Genomic DNA, 16,833 nt, shown 5'->3' with positions numbered 1-16,833 from the left:
GTATCGCATGGACCACAGGGGAGTTGTAGTGCCCGCACGTAAGTCCAATTCCGGGGGCAAGCCCTCGGCACGACGGATGCTCGCATCGGAACTGACGCGGCTACGCGAGGAATCGGGCAAGTCCTTGAGCACTCTGGCGGAGGAGACGACGTACGACCGCGCCTATCTACACAAGCTCGAGAAGGGAGACCGGCTCGGGTCGCGGGATGTCATCGAGGCGCTGGACCGGACGTACAGCACGGGCAGGCACCTCATCCTCCTGTGGGAGCTGGCCGCGCAGGAGGTAGTCCCCGACAAGTACAAGCGGTTCATGACGCGGGAGAGGGAGGCGACGGTCCGGTACGAGTTTGCAGTGAGTACGGTTCCCGGCATCCTCCAGACTGAGGACTACGCTCGTGAAATCCTCAAAGCCAGTCGCCCTCGAACCGAGGATGAGCTGGAAGAACAGGTAACGGCCAGACTCGCGCGACAGAAGTGGCTGACGAAGCCTGACCGCTCCCACTACCGAGTCATGCTGGACCAAGCAGTCCTGTGCCGCGCCGCGAAAGACCCGAAGGCATGGCAAACGCAACTGAATCGGCTGATCAACATGTCCGACCGGCAGTTCGGGACGCTTCAAGTCGTGCCGTTCTCTGCAGGGCTTCACGACCTACTCGGCGGATCGCTGACAATCCTGTGGTCGCCGAATGGGGATTCGGTCGCCTACGTGGAGAGCAGCACCTCGGGTGACCTGTACGAGGACCCTGCGGATGTCGAACGGCTGCGGCTGTCGTACGACCTGCTACGGGACTCGGCTCTTTCGCCTTGCGAGTCCGTGGCACTCGTTCGGCGAGTGATGGAGGAAAGCTCTGCATGAGAACCCGGCAACCAGTATCAAACGCCATGCGATGGCATAAATCCACGTACAGCAACTCCAACGGAGGGAACTGTCTGGAAGTCGCCGACCCCATAACTAGGGCCGTCCCGGTCCGAGACAGCAAGGACCCCGGCGGCCCCGCCCTGGCCTTCATCCCCTCGGCCTGGTCCGCGTTCATAGAGTCGATCAAGCACGCGTAACCCGAACGCCGTGCGCATCACTGAACCGCCGGACCGGCAGCCGGGAGGGGGTTTGCGCGATGGCCGACGACGCCGGCTACCTGGACGTGGACGAGATGTTCGACCTGACCGACACCGTCCTCGGCCTGGCCCTCGCGACCGACAGGTTCCCCCGGGACTGACCGGACCGGCACACTCGACCGAAACCGGCCCAACCCCCCGCACCCCCCATTGCCCACCCCCCGTACCGCCGGTTTGCATATGCGCCGACCGAAGTTAGTTCCGGCGAACGTTCCGGCATGTACGGAGGGGGAACCTTGCGTAAGCCCAGAGCACGTTCAGGAAGATCAGGAAGACCCGCCGCCAAGAGCGGCATAGCAGGGGCGGCAGCGCTGATCGGCGCGGCCGCCCTTGCTGTGTCCGCGCTGCCTGCCCAGGCCGTGGCCGCGCCGCCCACCCCGGGGCCCACCGAGGTGATTCCGGGGAAGGGGACCTCCACCCCTTCCCTGGTGGGCGGCATCCGCGAAGGCGTGAAGGCCGGCGGCAGTGCGGCCGACGCCGCCCAGCGGCACCTCGCCGACAAGAAGAGCCGCTACCGCATCGAGCGTCCCGACCGCGACCTCAAGCCCGTCCAGACCCAGCGCACCGGCGCCTCCGAGACCGTGCGGCTCCAGCAGAAGCACCGCGGCGTCGACGTCCTCGGTGGGCAGTACGTCGTCCGCATGGAGAAGAAAGACGGCAAGCGCGTCGTCACCGGTACCTCCGGCAAGTACTTCACCGCCCTCACCACCGACACCACCCCCGAGGTCGGCGAGGAACTCGCCGTCGAGCGAGCAGTCGACGCCACGCTCACCCAGCTCGACCGCGAGGGCTTCGGCGACGTCGGTGAAGAGGAGACTCCGCAGCTCAGCGGCACCGCGCGCGGGCTGGTCGTCCTGCCCAAGGGCGCGGGCGTCCTCACCCACCACGTGACCGTCCGCGGCACCGACCCCGCCACCAAGCAGCCCGTGCTGCGCGAGGTGTACGTCGACGCCAAGGCCGGCTACCCCGTCCTCCAGTACAGCGGTATCAAGACATTCGGCACCGCCGGAGCCGTCAAGTCCGATCCTGAGGCGAAGAGTTCGGCAGGCGCCGACGGTCCGCAGACCCCCTCCGCCGACCCCGCCGTCAAGGGCTCGGGCGTCAAGTTCGACGGCACCACCGTCGCGCTGGACCTCGCGAAGGACGCCTCGCGCAACGAGTACGTCATGCGCGACCACACCCGCATGCGCGACAGCAGCAAGAACGTGCTCTCGACCTGGGACGTACGCGACAAGAGCGTCGACGACGTGTCCGGCCGATGGCCCGCCGGGATCAAGGAGTTCGGCTCGCCGACCACGGCCTTCGGCAAGGATGCCACCGAGGCGGGCGCCGTCGACGCGCACTGGGCGGCGGGCAAGGTCTACGACTACTACAAGACCGTGCACGGCCGCGACAGCCTCGACGGCCGTGGCATGACCATCAACTCCCTGGTGGGCGTGACCTTCTACGGCACCCCGTACGCCAATGCCTTCTGGGACGGCACCAAGATGGTGTACGGCAACGGCGACAAGGATTACCGCCCCTTCTCCGCGGGCCTGGACGTCGTCGGGCACGAGATGACGCACGGCGTCGTCGAGAACTCCGCCGACCTCGTCTACGCCGGCCAGTCGGGCGCCATGAACGAGGCCCTCGCCGACTACTTCGGCAACGCCATCAAGACGGACGCGTACGGGGTCTCCATGGACAGCCCGGACTCGGGGCTGCTGGGCGACACGCTGTGCCGTAGCAAGGGCCCGCGCGAGTGCGCCATCCGTGACCTCAACGACGGCCGGACGACCTCCAAGAGCTACCTGGGCGTGAACTTCGCCACCGACAGCGGCGGCGTCCACCTCAACTCCACCATCTTCTCCGGCGCCCTCTGGGACATCCGCAAGGACCTCGACCGCACCCTCGCCGACCGCATCGTCTACAAGGCGCTCACGGAGTACATGACTCCGCTGGACGGCTTCACCGAGGGCCGCAACGCGGTGATCGCCGCCGCCAAGGACCTCAAGGTCTCGGGCAAGGAGCTCAACGCCGTCACGCGCGCGTTCAACGCCCACGGCATCGTCCCGGACTGGGAGCTGGCCATCGGCGTGGACTCCGACCAGCTGCTGGACCGGCTCAACACCGTGAACTCGCAAGTCGGCGCGGGCGGCGGCTGGTGGGTCGCCTCGAAGTCGAACGAGAACGGCAGCGAGGCCTACTCGGTGTGGGCCGGGCGCGCGGACGGCACGGGTGAGAAGAAGCTGATCAGCCCCAACGACGGCCGCTACCACGTCAACCCGGCCACCGACGGCAAGACGGTGGTCTGGGAGGCCCACGGGCGCGACGGCACCGACCTGCTGTCGCGGCCGATCGCCGGCGGTCCCGTCAAGACGCTGGTGCACAGCGAGGTCGGGTTCCGGCAGCAGGCGAAGGTGGAGGGCGACGTCGTGGTCTTCGCCCAGGCCTTCCGGCGCGTCGGCACGCGCGTGGGGTACCTGCGCAAGGGCGACAAGGAGCCGAGCTGGGTCCAGGACGTCAACGGCCGTCGCGCCGCGAGCTCCCAGCAGTCCCTGAAGAACGGGAAGATCGCCTACGGCACGCTCATCTACAGGCCCGGTAGTTCCCTGTACAACGTCAAGGTCCTGGACATCGCGTCCGGGAAGACGACCGTGATGCCGCAGCTCGGCAAGCCCCTGAACACCGGCCAGACCGGTATCACGAGCAAGTACGTCTTCTGGACGGTGGACGAGGTCAAGGACCACGGCCAGCGGGCCGTCCGGCGCGCGAACCTCGACGGCACGGGCGTGGTGGACATCAGCAAGGAGCAGGGTGCGGACGCGCTCTACCCCTGGGAGCTGACGGCCTCCGAGGACGCGGTGACGGTGTCGTCGCAGACGCCCGACACCCAGTACCGCAACGAGACGCTGACGAAACTCTGGCAGTTCTCCGTGGACGGCTCGCGCAAGGGCCGGATGTCGTGCAACCGGGGCGAGCAGGGCATGCCGGCCGCCGTCGGGGGCACGCAGGTGGTGTGGATCGACTCCTCCACCGGCTACGACGAACTGGTGACCCGCAGCCGCCCTGCGGGCAACTGCTGATTTTTGCGGCTAAACCGCCGCCGCTCTCGCGGACGTGGTGACTCGCCGTCCGGGTTCCTCAATTAATGGCTGAGGCCCCGGACTTGAACGGGATCCCGGTACTTCTCCGGTGCCGGGGTCCCGCCTTTCAGCCCAGATACGGCTCGAAGTCCCAGTAGGGCCGGACCCGCTGCCGCGCCGAGAGCGTGTGCGGGTGCTGGGCGCCCAGCGTGCGGGTGAGGCGCTGGAGGGCGTCCTCCTCGACCTTGCCCGCCTCCTCGTGCTCCCGCAGGCCGCGCAGGTCCATGGCGAGGGCGACCTCGCAGGAGAGGGTGAAGGGGTGGTCCTCGCCGAGGGCGTGCCGGGCGCGGCGCAGCGTGTCGCGGCTCAGCTCCTGGGCGCTGTCGATGCGGCCGGTGAAGTTGCGGCCTGCGGCGGCGTTGAGGGCGCAGCCCAGGACCCAGGGGTGGTCGCGGCCGAGGGTGGCGGAGAGGCCAGCGAAGGCGGCCTCGAACATGGTCAGCGCCTCGGTGCGCTCCCCGGCGGCCTGGAGCACGAGACCGGTGTTGGAGAGCATGCCGGTACTGATGGGGTGTGCGGGGCCGAGGAGTTCCCGGAAGCCGTTCTCGCCCTCGGCGATGAGGTCCCTGGCCTGGTTGAGGTCGCCGTGCTCGCGGGCGTGGTTGCCGCAGTCGACGATCAGGCCGAGCGTGGCGTAGTGGCTCCGGCCGTGCACCTGCTCGGTCTGCTCCAGCAGGCTGGCCAGGACGGCACCCACGTCCTGCGGGGCGCCCGCCCGGCGCTCGCAGAGCACCAGGCTGTGCCGGGCCCGCAGGGTCTGCGGGTGCTGGGGGCCGAGGACCTGGATGTGCAGCCGCATCACCAGCTCCTGGCGGGCCAGTGCGTCCCGGTAGCGGCCGAGCATCCGCAGGTCGCGGGCGCAGGCGAGGCCGGAGACCAGGGTGGCGGGGTGACGGGCGCGCAGCAGGGTCTCGCGCTTGCGGAGGGTCTCCAGGTCGATCTCGTACGCCTCGGTGTAGCGGCCCAGGAGCCGCAGGCCGGCGCCCAGGTTGTGCTGGGCGAGGAGGGTGAGGTAGTCGTCGGGGCCGAGGAGTTCGAGGGCGGTCTCCAGGACCTCGCGCTGGGCCTGGAGGGCCTCGGTGTACTGGCCCAGGGCCCGCTGGTCGGCGGCGACGCAGCTGGTGGCGGTCATCAGGCCGATGCCGGCCGGCGCGGGGGTCGCGCGCAGCCGCTCCAGCAGGCCGCGGTCGAGTTCGTAGGCGGCGCGGAAGGAGCCGTAGGAGCGCAGGATGTTGCCCTGCTGGGTGGTCAGCTCCAGCATGCGCGGGTGGTCCGGCGGGAGGAACTCCGACCAGTGCTCGCGGATCTGCTCCGCGAGCGCCACGCCGGTGCGGAACTCGCCGCTGCGCAGGCAGTAGCGCAGGACGTTGAGGACGGTCTCCTGCACGCGCTCGTTGCGGCTGCCGAGGGCGCCGGAGGGCTCCAGCTGCGGCAGCAGTTCGGCGTAGCGGGGCCAGAGCCGGGAGTCCTGGGGGTTGCCGGGGTCGGCCGCGGCGAGCATGCGGCGGACGACCTGGCGGTGGCGCTCGCGGTCCTCGGGCGAGGTGAGGCGGCCGACGATGTCGTGGACGATGCGGTGCATGTGCACCGACTCCTGCTCGGGGCCCGGCTCGTCGCCCAGGCTGGTGGTGCGGGTGTCGCGGGTGAAGACCGAGTAGTTGACCAGGGTGTCCAGGGCGCGGGTCCAGGCGGCCAGGTCGGAGGCGAGCCAGGCGAGGTCCGCAGGCAGCCCGTCGGCGGGGAGGTGGCGGACCAGGCCGATGGGGATGCGGCCGGGGGCGAACGCCGCGCACAGGGACAGCAGTTCGACGGCGTGCGGCTGGGTCTCGCGGAGCCGGTTGATCAGTATCGACCAGGAGGTGAGGGACGAGCGCGGGACGCCGTCGAAGCCGGCCTGGTCGGTGATCTCGGACAGCTCGCCGTCCCGCACCATGCGCAGGTACTCGGAGACCTCCATGTCGGACTCGCCCAGCCAGGCGGCGGCCTGGACCAGGGCGAGCGGGATGTCGCCCAGCTCGGCGGCGACCTCGTCGGCCTGCGCGGCGGTGATCCGGGGCGCGCGGCGCATGAGGTAGCCGGTGCTCTCGTGGCGCTCGAAGCCGGGGACGTCCATCAGGGTGGTGCGGTTCTCGCTCCAGCTGCGGTTGCGGGAGGTGATCAGGACGTGGCCCGACCCGTCGGGCAGCACGTCCTCGGCGCCCTCGATGTCGTCCCAGCCGTCGAAGACGAGCAGCCAGCGGCCGTACGGCTCGCCGCGGCGCAGCGCGTCGCGGGCGGCGCGGATCCGCTCGCCGGGCTCGGCGCCGCTGGCCAGCCCCAGCTCGGGGGCCAGCTCGCCCAGGCGCTCGCGCAGGGTGCCGCGGGTGTCGGAGTTGACCCACCAGATCACGTCGTAGTCGGAGCTGAAGCGGTGGCAGTACTCCGCGGCCATCTGGGTCTTGCCGATGCCGGACATGCCCAGGAGCGTGACGACGCCGGTGCCCTGGGGGGCGTCGGTCAGGCACTCCTGGATGCGGTTGAGGTGTTCGTCGCGCCCGGTGAAGCGGACGTTGCGGCGGGGCACCTCGCCCCAGATCGCCGGGGGGTCGTTGGGGTAGCGGGAGCCGGGGCCCGGCGGCAGGGGGTGCCGGGCGGGCCCGGTGGGCAGCGAGAGCCTGCCCAGCAGCCGGCGCTCGGCCTCCTGGGCGCCCACGCTCCACAGGTCGACGGGCTCCAGGACGGCGGTGGCGGGCAGCAGCGCGCGGTTGGTGAGGTTCACGGCGGCGAACCGCTCGGCGTGGGTGGCCACGACGCCGCGCAGGGCCTCGGTCCACTCGCCCTCGCGGCGCGGCCCCAGCTGGAAGAACCAGTCGCTGAGCACCAGCAGTATCCGGCCGGAGGCCAGCAGCAGATCGCCCAGCGCGGACTCCAGGGGCACCTCGCGCGGCGGGTCCCAGCGGTGCAGGGTGACGCGGTGGCCGTGGCTCTCCAGGCGGTGGGCGATCCAGGTCGCCCAGGGGCGGTGGAAGCCCGCGAAGACGACGACGAAGTGCTCGCCGGCCTGCACCTGCGTACCGGTGCCGGGCGTGTTCCGCTGCGTGGCCATCGCGCGTCTCCCTTTGTTCCTTCGCACCCGCGTCGGCCGGAGGTCCGGCACGCCGCAAGATTACCGTACGTCACCGGGCGGTGACGCGCGGCCGACCGGGGCCGGGAGGCCGCCGGACCGGCGCAGGCCCGCCAGATGCCGCGCCATGCCGGTCGCGAACTCCCGTCCGGCAGGAGTGACTTCTGCTGATTCAAGCAGGATGGGCAGGGCTTCCGCGACCTGTGCGCGGTAGGAATCACGGCGCGTCCGGGCGTCCTCCAGGACGGCGGGCGGCAGCGAGCGTCGCCGGGCCGCCCGGGACCAGAAGTCGGCCAGGGCCAGGTGGGCGTACGTGCCCTGGAGGACGCCCGCGAGCGGCCGCGGGTCGGCCCGCCAGGCCACCCGGTGCACGGCCTCCGGCCCCGCCTCGTGCAGCGGTACGAGGTCGTGGAGCACGGACAGCTTGCTGTGCTGGGTCTCGTGGACCAGCACCTCGGCCAGGTCCGCGGCCGTGCCGGGCAGGGTGGCGAGCACCGCGCCGGGGGCGGACCGGAAGGTGGCGCTCGCCTTCGGGGCGCGAGGCGGGGCGGCGAGCGGGACCAGGCAGCGCAGCAGTGCCGTGGTCTCCGCGGCCCGGACCGGGTCGGTGTCGCGCAGCAGCGCCAGGGCGGCCCGCCACTGGCGCAGCCAGGCGCCCGGCTGGGCGGAGCCGCCGCCGGAGCCGCCGCCGGGCGGGGTGCGGTAGGGGTCGAGGTCGTCCAGGCAGGCGGCACTGCCCGGCAGCGGCCAGGGGGCCCGCCAGCCCGGGCCGCTGCCGGACAGCCGCTCCGCGGCCCGCAGCAGGACGGGCCCGGCGGGCCCGCCCCGGACGGTAAGCCGCGCGGTGCGGCCGTGCGCGGTCAGCCGCACTGCCTCGGCACCGGTCTCCGCGACGCCCGCGCCGGGCAGGGCGAGCAGGCCGCCCGGGGTGGCCAGGTCGAGCACGAAGTCGGTGCCGGCGCGGAGGGCGGCGGTGGCGGCGACGGCGCCGAAGTGGTCCAGGCGGTGGGCCAGGGGCTCGCCGTCGGGGGCGGTGAGGGCGGCGGCGAGCCAGTTGCCGACGGCCGGGTAGTCCAGGGTGGCGCGGACGGCCGACGGGCTGTGGGCCTCGGCCCGCTCCAGCAACCGCCAGTGGGCGCGGAAGCGTTCGCGGGCGGGGCCGGGGGCGGCGCCGGGGCTCCGCTCCAGCCGGGTCAGCAGGGACTTCAGCAGCACCAGCCGTCTGCCGTGCAGGCCGTCCAGCAGGAAGGCGAGGTCCCCGGGGGCGGAGCGGGTCCGGGCCAGCCGGGCCAGGGTCGCGGACCGCGGCGCGCTTCTGTCCGGAACCCGGCGGGTCACCGGCCGGGACAGAACGCCTCCAGCCCGCCCTCGGTGCCCGCTTCCCAGGTCTCCCCCAGCTCCGCCGGGTGCGCCAGGACGCTGTCCACGGCGGCCGCGAGGGCGGGATCCGCCGTCTCGCGCAAGGCCCGCAGGCCGATACCGGCGAGGTCGGGCAGGGGCTGCACCCTTGCGTTCTCGAGCTTCGGCACGCTCTTCTCCTCCCTGCCGCCTTCCGCCGTGAGCGAGCCCCGCGGCTGGACGGTTCTTCCCAAGAGCCGTAAAGCGGAAACACGTTCGGGGTGGCTGAGGGGGTTTTCTTTCCCCGATCCCGCCCCTTCCCGAAACCGGGGGGGAGGGAGGAGCGGGGGCTACGCCCCCGGCCCCCCCGGTGACCCCTCGCGCTACGCGCCGGGGCCAAAACCAGCGAGCCTCCGCCCCTACCCCGTCGCGCTCCGCGCCAGGGCCGAAACCCGGGGCGGACTCCATCCCCCTGCCCCCTCGCGCTCCGCACGGGGGCGAAATGCGGGGACCTCCGTCCCCTTGCCTCGTCGCGCTCCGCGGGGGGGGCGAAACGCGGGGCTTCGCCCCCAGTCCCCCGTTCCGGGGGCAAATTCAGCCCCTCCGGCGTTTGAGGAGCGGGGGTCCGGGGGCAGAGCCCCCGATTCTTGCCCCCGCGCGCAGCGCGAGGGGCCCCGGGGGTCCGGGGGCTTGCCCCCCGGTTTCGGGAAGGGGCGGGGTGGGGAAAGGAACCCCCTACCCCAGCCTCGCCACGCACTCCCGCGTTGCCTGCACCTCTCCCCACGGCACCTCCGCCAACCGCCCCGTCAGCCGCCCCCATTCCGCCTGCGCATCGCGGTACGCCGCCAGTGCCGCCCGCCCCAGGCCCATGCGTTCCAGGGCGGCTCCGTACGCGTGCAGGGCCCTTGCGGCCGTCACCGAGCCGGGGCCGTCGGGGGCGGGGAGGCGGCGGGCCTCCTTGGCCGCCGCGTCGAAGGCCGCCGCCGCGTCCGCCACCGGCATCGCCGCCGAGCGCTCGCTCAGCGCCAGCCGGGCGGTGCCCAGCGCCAGCCAGGACTCGGCGCGGATATCGGCGTCCGGGCCCCGGCGAGCGGCCTGTTCGAGCAGGTGGCAGCTCTCGTAGAGGTCGGGAAGGAACCCCTGGCGCGCGAAACGCAGCACCAGCGCCCGGCCCAGCATGAGCTGCGTCCGGGCCCGCAGCGGCGACTTCCCGGGGCTCACGGCGAACGCCTCGCGCAACACGGACTCGGCCCGCCCGACGAGGTCGGCGCCGCCCCCGTCCTCCGCCCGGCCCAGCAGCGACTCCCCCCACTCCAGGAGCAGTTCGCACCGCCGGAGGCTGTCACGGGCGGTGAGCGAGACCGCCGCGGCGTAGGCGTCGTCGACGGCCGGCCAGTCGCCCGCCGCCGCGTGGGCGCGGGCCTGTTCCGTGCGGCAGTGGAGGCGTTGCAGGTCGTCGGCGGCCGTCTCCCCGGCCCGGGCCAGGGTGGCCAGGGTCTCGGCGGCGGGGGCGCCGGCCAGCCGCAGGGCGCGGGCCAGGTCGAGGAGGGCGGCGCAGCGCTGGATGTCGGGGGCGTCGCCGGAGGCCAGCAGCTCGTGGCCGGTGCGGAGTTCGGCGACGGCCTCGGCGGCCGCGGCCGCCCCGGCGGCGGGGTCCTCTCCGAGCCGGGCGAGGGTGAGGAGCAGGCGGCCCAGCCGCAGGTGGCGCGGGGCGGTGCCGCGGGGCAGGGCGCGCAGGGTCCGCGCGGCGGTGTGCAGCCGTGCGCGGTCGCCGTCGGCGAGCCAGGCGGCGTGCTGGGCGGCGGCCAGCGCCAGGGCCGCCTCGGTGCGCCGGTCGCTGCCGGGGGCCGCCTGGTCGTGGGCCTCGGTGAGCAGGGTGACGGCCTCCGTCAGGACCGCCGTCCGCCGGTCGGGGTCGTGGCGCAGGGACTCGGTGCCGGCCAGTGCGCCGAGCACGCCGCCGAGGACGAGCCGGGCCCGTACGCCCTCGGCGGCGGCGTCGGCGTCGGCGGTGACGTCCGTACCGTCGTCCCCGGCGGCCAGCGGCCGCCCCGCCACCGGCTCGGCCAGCTCGCGGGCCCGGTGCAGCAGCCCGGGGTCGCCCTGCACCTGCCAGAGGCGCAGCAGGTGTTCCGCCTCGGCGACCGGGCCGCTCTCGACAGCCACGGGCTGATACCAGCGGACCACCCGCGCGGGGACTTCGGCGAACAGCTCCGGTTCGGCGGCGTCCGGCTCCCCGGGCCGGGCCGCCCCGTCCGGGGGCCCGGACGGCGGGTCCTGGACGGCCGGGGGCCTCCCGGAGAGCTGGGCGGCGGCGAGCGCGGAGAAGTTGCGGGCGCCCTTGCCGAAGTGGCGCTCGACGTAGTCCGAGCAGTGCTTGAGGACGAGCGCGGCGGCGCTCTGGTCGAGGGACTGGAGCAGCATCTCCCGCACGCCGTCGGCGAATTCGTACCGCGGCTCGCGGTCCGGGCCGGCGTCGGCGCCGGGGAGCTGCCAGAGCAGGCCGCTCAGCAGCACCTCGGCCAGTTCCATGGGCCCGGTGTCGGGGAGCATGGCGCGCTGCACGACCTGCATCACGGGCAGGGTGAGCGGTACGGCCGCCAGGTGCACGGCGAGCCGCAGCGCGCCCGGCGAGGCGCCCGCGCGGAAGGAGCGGAGCAGTTCGTCGGCGCTGCGGGCGGCGCGCTCGCCGGGGGTCGGCACGGCCCTGGCCGGGTGGCCGGGCAGCAGCCAGCCCGCGGCGCCGCGCACGGCCGACCGACCGGGCCCGGACAGCAGCCGGGCCCAGGTGCCGAGCGCGTCGCGGGTGGGCAGCAGGACGGGCACCGGCAGCGCACCGCGGCCGGGCAGCGGCCCGTAGCCCTCGGGCTCGAAGCCGAGCCTGCCGCCCGCGGCGGGGTCGCGGGTGAGCAGCCCGGCCTCGGCGGGCAGCGCGGTGCGGGGCCACAGGCGGGGCGGCAGGGGCTGGACGACGGCCAGGGGCGAGGTGAGCGCCCAGGTGCGCAGCAGGCGCTGGGCCGATCCCTCCTGCCACAGCGGCCCCACGCAGTCGCTGATGACGAGGGTGAGGCGGCGCCCGGTGGGGTCGCGGAACTGCTGGGCGGGGCGCGGGCGGAGCCGTCCCGCACGGCCGGGCGGCCCCGGCGCCGCCGTGGTGCCGATCAGGGGCGTGCCGTCCTCGGCCCGGTGCAGATAGCGCACCCGGACGTCACGGAAGGCCCCCAACTGGGCGCAGGTCTGCCGCAGTTCCTCCAGCATGCGGTCCCAGACGGCCATCGAGGGGCTGGTGTCCATCAGCAGCTGCATGGCGGCGGCCCGTCCCTCGCCGGGGCGGTAGACGGGGTCCAGCACGCCGCTGCAGGCGCCGCGCTCGGCGGTGGCGTCCTCGTCCAGGGGCCCGCGGCCGGGCGCGGCGAGCGGGCGGTAGCGGCGCAGCGGGCGCAGGGCGCGCTGGAGGCCGAGCAGACCGGGCAGGGAGGAGGCCATCGGTATGCGTATCGGGAAGGCCCCGGCGGGCTCGCCGGGCCCGTCGCCGCGGGCGTAGAGGGACACGCTGCCGGTGCGTTCGGCACGCCTGCCGGGCGGCCGGGCCGCGGACGGGCCCGGCGGCGGCCCGGATCCGGCGGCCCGGCCGGAAGGCGCGGACGGAACGGAGCGCACCGGACCGTCAGCGGCAGGAGACTCCCGCACCGGCCGTTCCTCCCGCTCCTCGCCCGCAGCCTCCCCGGCCGGGGAGACCCACTGGGCGAGCCACACCGCATCGGCGAGTTCCTCGGCCGTGAGGTCCCAGTCCGCGGCCCGCAGCCGGGCGACCAGGTGCCCCAGCCGCAGGCCGGGCGGCTGCGCCGTCATCTGTCATCACCTCGGACGGTCCAGGGGTTGCATGAGCATGTCCGCGAGGCGGTCGCGGGTGACGCGTTCGGTGCGGGGCGCGTGCTGGGTGAGGAAGAGGGCGTTGAGCAGCTGGTCGGCGGCGATGACCTCGCCGGGCTCCCGGTCCAGGAAGCGCTGGATGAGCGCGTCGCCGTCGGTGACCGCGTCGTCGCCGAGGTGGGCCCGGACCATCGCGGTCAGCTGCTCCTCGCCGGGCGGCTCCAGGTTGAGCTGGATGCAGCGGCGCAGCAGCGCGGCCGGGAAGTCCCGCTCGCCGTTGGAGGTGAGCAGGATCAGCGGGAAGGTGGTGCAGCGCACCCGCCCGCCGTGGATCACGACCCGCTCGCCGTCGTCGGTGAGCACCTCGACCTCGGGCTCGCGGTCGGCGATGCGCTCCAGCTCGGTCAGTCTGAACTCGCCCTCCTCCAGGGCGTTCAGGAGGTCGTTGGGCAGGTCGAGGTCGCCCTTGTCCAGCTCGTCGACGAGCAGCACCCGGGGCTGCGGCGCGGGCAGCAGGGCCGTGCCGAGCGGGCCGAGCCGGACGTACGAGCCGATGGAGTGCCGCGCAGGCCCGGCGCCGCCGGCCCGCTCCAGCTGGACGTCCTGGAGGCGGGCGATGGCGTCGTAGTGGTAGAGGCCGTCGCGCAGGGTGGAGCGGCTGACGATGGGCCAGCGCAGCACCCGGCCCAGGCCCAGCTCGTGGGCAACGGCGTGGGCGAGCGTGGACTTGCCCGTTCCGGGGTTGCCGGTGACCAGCAGCGGACGGCGCAGGTAGAGCGCAGCGTTGACCGCCTCGACCTCCTCCGGGCGCGGGTGGTGGTTCTCCACCAGCCTGCGCAGCACGCCGAGTCTGCGCGCCGCGCTCGGGTCGCTGCCGGACCCGGCGTCGGGCCCGGAGGAGGCGAAGTCCCTCCAGGGCGGGGGCGGCGGCAGGCGCCGTATCCCGTCGTGCGGCAGGCCGGCTCCGCGGTAGATGCGCCAATCGTTCACACTGGGCTCCTCGTAGCTGGTGGTGACCGTGAGGCATGCGGTGCCCGGGGCCCGTGTCCCTGCCGCTGCCGTTTCCGGGCCCCTGCTCGAAGGTACCGGTACCGTAACGCCCTGCCGACCGTCTTAACCCAGCCCTGGCAGGCACTTGACGTGCCGTCATGGCGCTGCACCCGGTCTCGCGCCCGGCGCGTACAGCGGCGTGTCGGGCAGCGGCGGATGGTCCGGTGAATCGAAGAGCAGGGCTATCGACTGAGCCCAGAGCGCCTCCGGGTCGGGTGCGTCGGGATCGGCACAGCGGATACGGAGGTTGCGTATGCGCCGGTGGAGGCCCTCTGCGGTGTGTGCCTCGCAGACGAGCCGGGTCACCTGATGGTGGAATTCGGCGCAATCCGTATGGCCGGTGGCGCATCTGCGCCAGATCACCACCGGGTGGCCGGCGGCCAGCGCCGCATCCATGGCCCGGGCGCCCGCCTCGCTCGCCACCTCGCCGCAGTACACGGGCACCGCGGAGTCGGCCGCGTCGGACAGCCGCCCGTACGCCGCGTGAACCCCCTCCCGGCCCGGCCCGTCGTGCCCGCGCTCCGGCACCTCGCGGCGCAGCGGCACGGCGGTGAGCGGGCCCTGCTGCGTACCGCTCCAGCGCCTGCGCCACTCGGGGGTCGCCGGATGGTCGCGGCGCCGGCGGTCGCGCACGACCACCACGCGGCGCTGCCCGAGCGGCATGCTGTGCGGGTCGAGGCCGTCTCCGTCCGCCCCCGGCGGGGACAGGCGCCAGTCGTCCAGCGGTTCGTCGAACAGCTCGCGCGGCAGCACCACTTGCAGCTCGGCGAGGTGCTCGCCGACGTCGCCCTGCCCCAGCGCCCGGGCGATCGGCTCACGCAGCGCCTCGCGCAGCCCGGCCCGGGGCACGCCCTCCTCGTCCCAGCGGAACGGGGTGACCACACCGTCCTCCATCAGCAGCTTGACGCGCCACGGATAGCAACTGCCGTACGGCGCCTGGTCGATCTCGACGATCACGTCCGCGCGGGCCCGGACCTCGGCAGCGCCGGGCGCGCCCGGCTCCACGTCCCGCGGCTCCGGCTTGCGCAGCTCGACGGTGCCCGGCGGGACGTGCGGGCGCGGCTCCCCGGAGACGGCCGAACCCCCGTGCAGGATCTGGTCGATCTCCTCGCGGAGGACGTCCGGCAGCGGCTCGGCCTGGGCCATGAGCCAGCCGCTCAGCTCCCGCAGCGGCAGCACGTCCCCCGTCCCGCCCCGCCTGCTCACGGCCGCCGCGACGCGGGCCGCGTACAGCAGCACCGCCTCCAGCTCCAGATCGCGGTCGGGCACACTGCCCGCCTCCTTGGCGTGCCCGCCGTCGCGCAGGTCGTACAGCAGGCCCACGCCCTCCCGCCAGGAGCGCGGGTCGTGCTCCACGCCCGGCTGGTACGCGGCCTGGATCACCCGCCGCTTGGCGTCCCCGACCAGCAGCATCACCTCGCCCGGCGTACGGGGCGGGGTCAGCTCGGCCAGCCGGGCGAAGAGGTGGGTGCGCAGTACGGGCGTGAAGCCGCTGCCGGGCGCGGGGCGCAGCGCCTGCTGGAGGCCGGTCCAGCTGCCGCCGGTGCCGACGGTGCGGTAGCGGCGCAGGTGGTGGCGGTCGTGGGCGCTGATGATCGAGTGCAGCCGGTCGCGGCCGGGACGGCTGTCGGCGATCCGGCGCAGCGCCGTGATGGGCACCGCGAGGCCCGCCGTGTCGTGGCCGCGCCCCTTGCTCACGCCGATGACCGCGCCGCGCCCGGTGTCCACCACGGGCCCGCCCGAGCAGCCCGCCACGGGGATCTCCCCCCGCAACAGCATGGCGTTACCGTCACTTCCGTCCCCACCACTCGCCGTGCCCAGGCCGAACCGCAGCGCCAGCTCGCCGGTCTCCTGCGACCAGCCGTGCAGGCTGACCGGGGCGGGCACGACCGCCGAACGGTCGCTGAGCCACAGGCACTCGGCGTCGTCCGCGCCCGCCACCTCGACGAGGGCCAGGTCCGGCAGCGGCCAGCGCCGGGGCGGTGCGTCGGGATTCTCCGGCCGGGGCAGGGCAAGAACCACCCGGCCCTCGAACATGCGGTCGCGCCAGTCGGTGATGTCGATGGCCGTCTCGCCGCCGAGCACGCCGCCACCCCCGCTCCCCACCACATGGGCACAGGTCAGGACCCACCCGGGGGCAATGAAGAATCCGCTCCCCCAGAACCGGGCGCCGCTGCGGTCATACCCGCCGCCGGGCGCGGAAATGCGCACGACGGCCCGGCGCGCGGTTCCGTCCAGGGCACTCAAGGAGCGCCGGGGGTCGCGGGGGCGGGCTCGTCCGGCCGCTCCGACCAGGTGAGCGACACCGTGATCGACGCCTTGCCGCTGCCGTCGGCTATGAGGCTGATGACGTGCCCCGCCTGGGCGGACAGCTCAATGCCGAACTCGACCTTCACCTCGTGCGGCTTCGCCGCGGCGAGCCCCATGCGCAGACTGCCCACGACGCCGCGCACGGCGTCGGACAGCCCACCCGCCATGTCGGCCACGCGCCGCCCGGCACTGGAGTCCTCGTACGCGCCGCCGCCCCCGGACGGCCCCTCCAGCTCCTGTGCTTCCGTGACCCGCGCCCAGACGACCGTCCCGTCGTCGAGCCGTACTTGAGTAATTCCCTCGGCCACGCGTCCACCCCCCGTTTCCGTGGCTGGTGCAGCAGGCTCAGCAGGCTAGTCCTCTGACCCGACGGGCGCGAGAGGCCGTGGCCAAAGCCGGGGCGGGGGCACCTATCCTGGGCAGGAGAAGTCCCATTCAGACCCCAACGGAGATCACGTTGTACTTCACCGACCGAGGCATCGAGGAGCTGGAGAACCGGCGGGGCGAGGAGGAGGTCTCCCTTGGCTGGATCGCGGAGCGTCTTCGCGAGTTCGTGGACCTGAACCCGGACTTCGAGGTGCCGGTGGAGAGGCTGGCGACGTGGCTGGCGCGACTGGACGACGAGGACGACGAGTAACGGGTCCGCTGGCCCCACGCCCCGCAGGGGCGACGCACCTGCCGTGAACGGCGCCCGGCACCGGGGTGGCCGGTGCGGGTGCGGGCCGTCGTTCCGGTGTGCCCACCCTCCCCCATTGCCTGAACGGCATGGGGCACCCCCATCGCCCTACGGAACGATTGCCCACACCGGGGACGGCGGGACTGCCCGCACCGGTGAGGTACGGACGGGAGGGGGCGGGGCGGGACGGGTGGGTCCTGGCAGGGGCGTAAAGCGGTTTCGTGGGCGGTTCGGGGAACCCA

At 73.8% G+C, this 16,833-nt stretch carries 11 protein-coding genes; 4 read left to right on the top strand and 7 right to left on the bottom strand.

What is annotated here, in order from left to right; all coding sequences use genetic code 11:
- Positions 1-7 precede the first annotated feature (7 nt).
- The 3 genes from AC1Z4A_RS22035 to AC1Z4A_RS22025 all read left to right on the top strand — a co-directional run bounded on the left by AC1Z4A_RS22035 (position 8) and on the right by AC1Z4A_RS22025 (position 4,181).
- Complete coding sequence (locus tag AC1Z4A_RS22035) at positions 8-856, top strand: helix-turn-helix domain-containing protein (protein WP_483681350.1); 849 nt, start codon at positions 8-10, stop codon at positions 854-856.
- Positions 853-1,056 carry a DUF397 domain-containing protein gene (locus AC1Z4A_RS22030; RefSeq protein WP_483681349.1) on the top strand — a complete coding sequence of 68 codons (204 nt, stop codon included), beginning with the start codon at positions 853-855 and terminating at the stop codon, positions 1,054-1,056. Before AC1Z4A_RS22035 ends, AC1Z4A_RS22030 begins: the two co-directional genes overlap by 4 nt.
- Positions 1,057-1,352: 296 nt before the next feature.
- Positions 1,353-4,181: a M4 family metallopeptidase gene (locus AC1Z4A_RS22025; RefSeq protein WP_483681348.1), complete on the top strand. Its 2,829-nt coding sequence runs from the start codon at positions 1,353-1,355 to the stop codon at positions 4,179-4,181.
- A 127-nt stretch (positions 4,182-4,308) separates the two neighbouring features.
- Here AC1Z4A_RS22025 and fxsT read toward each other — a convergent pair whose 3' ends face one another.
- The 7 genes from fxsT to AC1Z4A_RS21990 form a co-directional block, all read right to left on the bottom strand.
- Positions 4,309-7,326, bottom strand: coding sequence for an FxSxx-COOH system tetratricopeptide repeat protein (gene fxsT, locus AC1Z4A_RS22020; RefSeq protein WP_483681347.1), 3,018 nt, complete (start codon positions 7,324-7,326; stop codon positions 4,309-4,311).
- Between the two features lie 60 nt (positions 7,327-7,386).
- Positions 7,387-8,682, bottom strand: a complete 1,296-nt coding sequence (locus AC1Z4A_RS22015) for an aKG-HExxH-type peptide beta-hydroxylase (protein ID WP_483681346.1) — start codon at positions 8,680-8,682, stop codon at positions 7,387-7,389.
- Positions 8,679-8,873, bottom strand: a complete 195-nt coding sequence (locus tag AC1Z4A_RS22010; protein ID WP_483681344.1) for a hypothetical protein — start codon at positions 8,871-8,873, stop codon at positions 8,679-8,681. Before AC1Z4A_RS22010 ends, AC1Z4A_RS22015 begins: the two co-directional genes overlap by 4 nt.
- Positions 8,874-9,417: 544 nt before the next feature.
- Positions 9,418-12,534: an SAV_2336 N-terminal domain-related protein gene (locus tag AC1Z4A_RS22005; RefSeq protein ID WP_483681343.1), complete on the bottom strand. Its 3,117-nt coding sequence runs from the start codon at positions 12,532-12,534 to the stop codon at positions 9,418-9,420.
- A 6-nt stretch (positions 12,535-12,540) separates the two neighbouring features.
- Entirely contained in the window at positions 12,541-13,545 is a 1,005-nt protein-coding gene (locus AC1Z4A_RS22000) for an AAA family ATPase (protein WP_483681341.1), read from the bottom strand.
- Positions 13,546-13,701: 156 nt separating this feature from the next.
- On the bottom strand, positions 13,702-15,816 hold the full coding sequence (locus AC1Z4A_RS21995; protein WP_483683680.1) for a VMAP-C domain-containing protein: 2,115 nt from the start codon (positions 15,814-15,816) through the stop codon (positions 13,702-13,704).
- A 32-nt stretch (positions 15,817-15,848) separates the two neighbouring features.
- The gene (locus tag AC1Z4A_RS21990) at positions 15,849-16,223 is read right to left on the bottom strand and encodes a CU044_2847 family protein (protein WP_483681339.1); all 375 of its coding nucleotides are present in this window, start codon (positions 16,221-16,223) and stop codon (positions 15,849-15,851) included.
- Between the two features lie 149 nt (positions 16,224-16,372).
- On the opposite strand from AC1Z4A_RS21990, the gene AC1Z4A_RS21985 reads away from it, so the two are divergent.
- Positions 16,373-16,552 (top strand): DUF6104 family protein, encoded by a 180-nt coding sequence (locus AC1Z4A_RS21985; RefSeq protein WP_483681337.1) that lies wholly within the window; start codon positions 16,373-16,375, stop codon positions 16,550-16,552.
- Positions 16,553-16,833 lie beyond the last annotated feature (281 nt).

This window comes from Streptomyces sp. 17_S59 (assembly GCF_056930295.1).
Note: the sequence above shows the minus strand (reverse complement) of the source record. Positions and strands in the feature narration are given on the sequence as shown.

Bases quoted from the DNA above. Each gene is read 5' to 3' on its own strand.
- fxsT (WP_483681347.1), bottom strand. From the start codon at position 7,326: ATGGCCACGCAGCGGAACACGCCCGGCACCGGTACGCAGGTGCAGGCC.
- AC1Z4A_RS22030 (WP_483681349.1), top strand. From the start codon at position 853: ATGAGAACCCGGCAACCAGTATCAAACGCCATGCGATGGCATAAATCC.
- AC1Z4A_RS22035 (WP_483681350.1), top strand. From the start codon at position 8: ATGGACCACAGGGGAGTTGTAGTGCCCGCACGTAAGTCCAATTCCGGG.
- AC1Z4A_RS22005 (WP_483681343.1), bottom strand. From the start codon at position 12,534: ATGACGGCGCAGCCGCCCGGCCTGCGGCTGGGGCACCTGGTCGCCCGG.